General features: G+C 61.1%; 1 protein-coding gene. It reads left to right on the top strand.

The features are described from left to right. The coding region (locus HMPREF3138_RS16905; RefSeq protein ID WP_256388260.1) for a VapE domain-containing protein at positions 1 to 542 on the top strand (542 nt) is incomplete at both ends.

Below are 542 nucleotides of genomic sequence, written 5' to 3'. Positions count from 1 at the left end.
CCTGGACGGCGCTTGCCGGGCGCGTAATGAATCCCGGAATCAAGGCCGACATGGTTCCGCTGCTGTACGGGCGACAGGGTGCCCGCAAATCGACGGGCGTTCGCCTTATGTCGCCATTCCCTGACTCCTACTCCAGCTTCAACCTGAACGACAAGGACGACTCCCTAGTGCGCCGTATGCGTGGGTGCCTGATTGGCGAGCTGGAGGAGCTGCGCGGCCTCCACGGGCGCGACTCCGAATCGGTGAAAGCGTTCTTCTCCGCTGCCCACGACGAGTGGGTGCCGAAATTTAAAGAGTTCAAGGTGCGAAACCCGCGCCGCGTGGTGTTCATCGGTACCACGAACAACAAGCAGATCCTCAATGACTCGACGGGGAACCGCCGCTATTTGCCCATGAATTCCGGGGACGTGGACTGCGCGGCCATCGAGAAAAACCGCTCGCAGCTGTGGGCTGAAGCGCTCCACCTGTTCAATGAGAATGGGGTGATGTGGGAGGCCGCTGAAACGCTGGCGCGTAAGGTGCATGACGAGTTCCGCGTCGAG

Origin of the sequence: Serratia sp. HMSC15F11 (genome assembly GCF_001808215.1) — a bacterium.
Classification (GTDB): domain Bacteria; phylum Pseudomonadota; class Gammaproteobacteria; order Enterobacterales; family Enterobacteriaceae; genus Serratia; species Serratia nevei.
Note: the sequence above shows the minus strand (reverse complement) of the source record. Positions and strands in the feature narration are given on the sequence as shown.